Source organism: Streptomyces sp. NPDC050560 (assembly GCF_044457285.1).
Taxonomy (GTDB): domain Bacteria; phylum Actinomycetota; class Actinomycetes; order Streptomycetales; family Streptomycetaceae; genus Streptomyces.
The window spans coordinates 1-3,113 of sequence record NZ_JBITGT010000036.1 but is presented as its reverse complement, the minus strand read 5'-3'; the positions used below and the strand labels follow the sequence as shown (position 1 = coordinate 3,113).

The 3,113-nt window shown below is 68.7% G+C and carries 1 protein-coding gene; it reads left to right on the top strand.

Annotation, left to right across the window (positions count from 1 at the left end):
- Window positions 1-3,113 (top strand): beta-ketoacyl synthase N-terminal-like domain-containing protein (locus ACIBIW_RS36725; RefSeq protein WP_399342889.1); only part of this gene is annotated, 3,113 nt, incomplete at both ends.

Genomic DNA, 3,113 nt, shown 5'->3' with positions numbered 1-3,113 from the left:
AATTATGCGGCGGCGAATGCGTTTCTTGATGCGTTGGCGGTGGAGCGGCGTGCGCAGGGGCTGCCGGCGCTCTCCCTCGCCTGGGGCCTCTGGGAAGACGCCAGCAAAATGACCGGCCGAATGGGCGACGCCGATCGCCGCCGACTGGCACAGGGCGGAATGCTCGCCCTCAGCGCGGACGAGGGAATGGCCCTCTTCGACACCGCCCTCAATTCCGACAAGGCCGCTCTCGTTCCCGCCCGCCTCGACTTCGGCGCCCTGCGCAGGATGGACCCCGTACCCGCACTGATGCGTGGGCTGGTACGACCCGGGCGGCGCGTGGCACGCGGTGGCGCCGTCGAGCCGGGCTCCTTCGGCGCGAGGATCGCGGGACTGCCCGAGGCCGAGCGGGAACGCGAGCTGGTTGCCCTGGTGGCGGGCGAGGCCGCGTCGGTGGTCGGCCTGGGCGGCGCGGGGGACGTCGAGGCAGCACGGCCGTTCCGGGACCTGGGCTTCGACTCGCTGGCGGCCGTGGAGCTGCGCAACCGGCTGTCGGCGGTGACGGGCGTACGCCTGCCCGCCACGCTGGTCTTCGACCATCCGACGCCGCGCGCGCTCGCCGCCTTCATCGGCGGGGAGCTGGTGGGCAGTGCGCCGGTCGTGGCGAGTACGGCGGTCTCGTCCGTGGGGGTGGACGAGCCGGTCGCGATCGTGGGGATGTCGTGCAGGCTGCCGGGCGGTGTGACCTCGCCCGAGGAACTGTGGGACCTGGTGGCGTCGGGCAGGGAAGGAATTGTCGACTTCCCGGACGACCGTGGCTGGGATGTGGACGCTCTCTTCGACCCTGATCCTGAGCGATCCGGAAAGTCGTATGTGCGGCGTGGTGGATTCCTGGCCGATGCTGCGGATTTCGACGCCGGTTTCTTCGGTATTTCACCGCGTGAGGCGCTGGCGATGGACCCCCAGCAACGACTGCTTCTTGAAGCTTCTTGGGAAGCCCTCGAACGCGCCGGAATCGACCCCGTCGCACTGCGGGGCAGCCAGACCGGCGTCTTCACCGGCGTGATGTACCACGACTACGGAACCCGGCTGCGCTCCGTACCCGAAGATCTTGAGGGATATGTCGGTCAGGGCAGCTCCGGGAGTGTGGTTTCGGGGCGGGTGGCGTATGCGTTGGGTCTTGAGGGTCCTGCGGTGTCGGTGGATACGGCGTGTTCGTCGTCGTTGGTGGCGTTGCACTGGGCGGTGCAGGCGTTGCGGTCGGGGGAGTGCTCGCTGGCTCTGGCCGGTGGGGTGACGGTGTTGTCGACTCCGGGTGTGTTCGTTGAGTTTTCCCGGCAGCGTGGTCTGGCTCCTGATGGTCGGTGCAAGGCGTTCGCGGATGGTGCGGACGGTACGGGTTTCAGTGAGGGTGTGGGTGTGCTGTTGGTGGAGCGGCTGTCGGATGCGCGGCGCAACGGGCACGAAGTGCTTGCGGTGGTACGCGGCAGTGCGGTTAACCAGGACGGTGCGTCGAATGGGCTCACGGCGCCGAACGGGCCTGCCCAGCAGCGGGTGATTCGGCAGGCGTTGGCGAATGGGCGGGTGTCGGCTTCCGAGGTCGATGTCGTGGAGGCGCACGGCACCGGCACCACGCTGGGTGATCCGATCGAGGCACAGGCGCTACTGGCCACGTACGGCCAAGAGCACTCCGACGACCAGCCGTTGCTGCTCGGCTCGTTGAAGTCGAACATCGGTCATGCGCAGGCCGCGGCTGGCGTGGCGGGTGTGATCAAGATGGTGATGGCGATGCGGGCGGGCGCGGTGCCGGCGACGTTGCATGTGGACGCGCCGTCCAGCCACGTGGACTGGTCGGAGGGTGCGGTCGAGCTGGTCACCGAGGCGTGTGGGTGGCCGGAGGTGGTGGGGCGTCCGCGTCGTGCGGCGGTGTCGTCGTTCGGGGTGAGCGGGACCAATGCGCACGTGCTCCTGGAACAGGCCAAGTCGACGACCGAAGCCGTGACCGAAGCCGAGGACGGCGGCGGCCTGCTGCCTGTCCTCATCTCGGGCCGAGGGCGCGAGGGGCTTGCCGGGCAGGCGGGGCGTTGGCTTGCGGCGCTGGAGGGCGGTGCGGTCCCGGTTGGCGCGGTGGGCTCCGCGGCGCTGTCGCGGACCGCTCTCGACAACCGGGCCGTGGTGGTGGCCGCGGACAGCACCGAGTTGACCAGCGGACTCGGCCAACTCGCCGGGGGAGGCACCTCCAGCAACGACAGCGTCATCTCGGGTATCGCGGGTACGCCTGGTCGGCGGGTGTTTGTGTTCCCCGGGCAGGGGGCGCAGTGGGTGGGGATGGCGGTTGAACTTCTTCGGGACTCTCCGGTTTTTGCCGAGGCCATGCGTGAGTGTGATCGGTTGGTTGGGGAGTTGGCTGGTTGGTCGGTGTTGGAGGCGCTTGGGGATGAGGGGTTGTTGGGTCGGGTGGATGTGGTGCAGCCGGTGTTGTTTGCGGTGATGGTGGGGTTGGCGCGGGTGTGGGAGTCGTGGGGTGTGGTGCCGGATGCGGTGGTTGGTCACTCGCAGGGGGAGATTGCGGCGGCGTGTGTGGCGGGTGCGTTGTCTTTGGAGGATGCGGTACGGGTCGTTGTCCTGCGCAGCAGGGTGCTGAGGGGGCTGGCTGGCCGGGGTGAGATGTGGTCGCTTGCGGCCCCGAGGGCGTGGGCGGAACAGGCTCTGGTGGAAGGTGGCTGGTCGGATCGGGTGTCGGTTGCGACGGTGAACGGGCCCGCGGCCGTCGTGCTTGCCGGTGACGGTGACGCCCTGGCCGAGATAGCTGCTCACTGCGAGGGGCAGAACGTCAGGGCGCGCCGTATCCCGGTGGACTACGCGTCGCACTCCCTGCATGTGGAGGAGATCAGGGGCGAACTGCTCGACGCCCTGGGGGAGATCGCCCCTCGCCCCGCCCGTGTTCCGATGCTCTCGACGGTCGAGGGTGGCTGGGTGGAGTCCGATTCGCTGACCGCCGAGTACTGGTATCGGAATCTGCGTGAGCCGGTGGGCTTCCATGAGGCGATTACGGCGCTGGCGGCGGATGGCTTCGGGACGTTCGTCGAGTGCAGTGCTCATCCCGTTTTGACGGTTGCGGTGGAGGACACTCT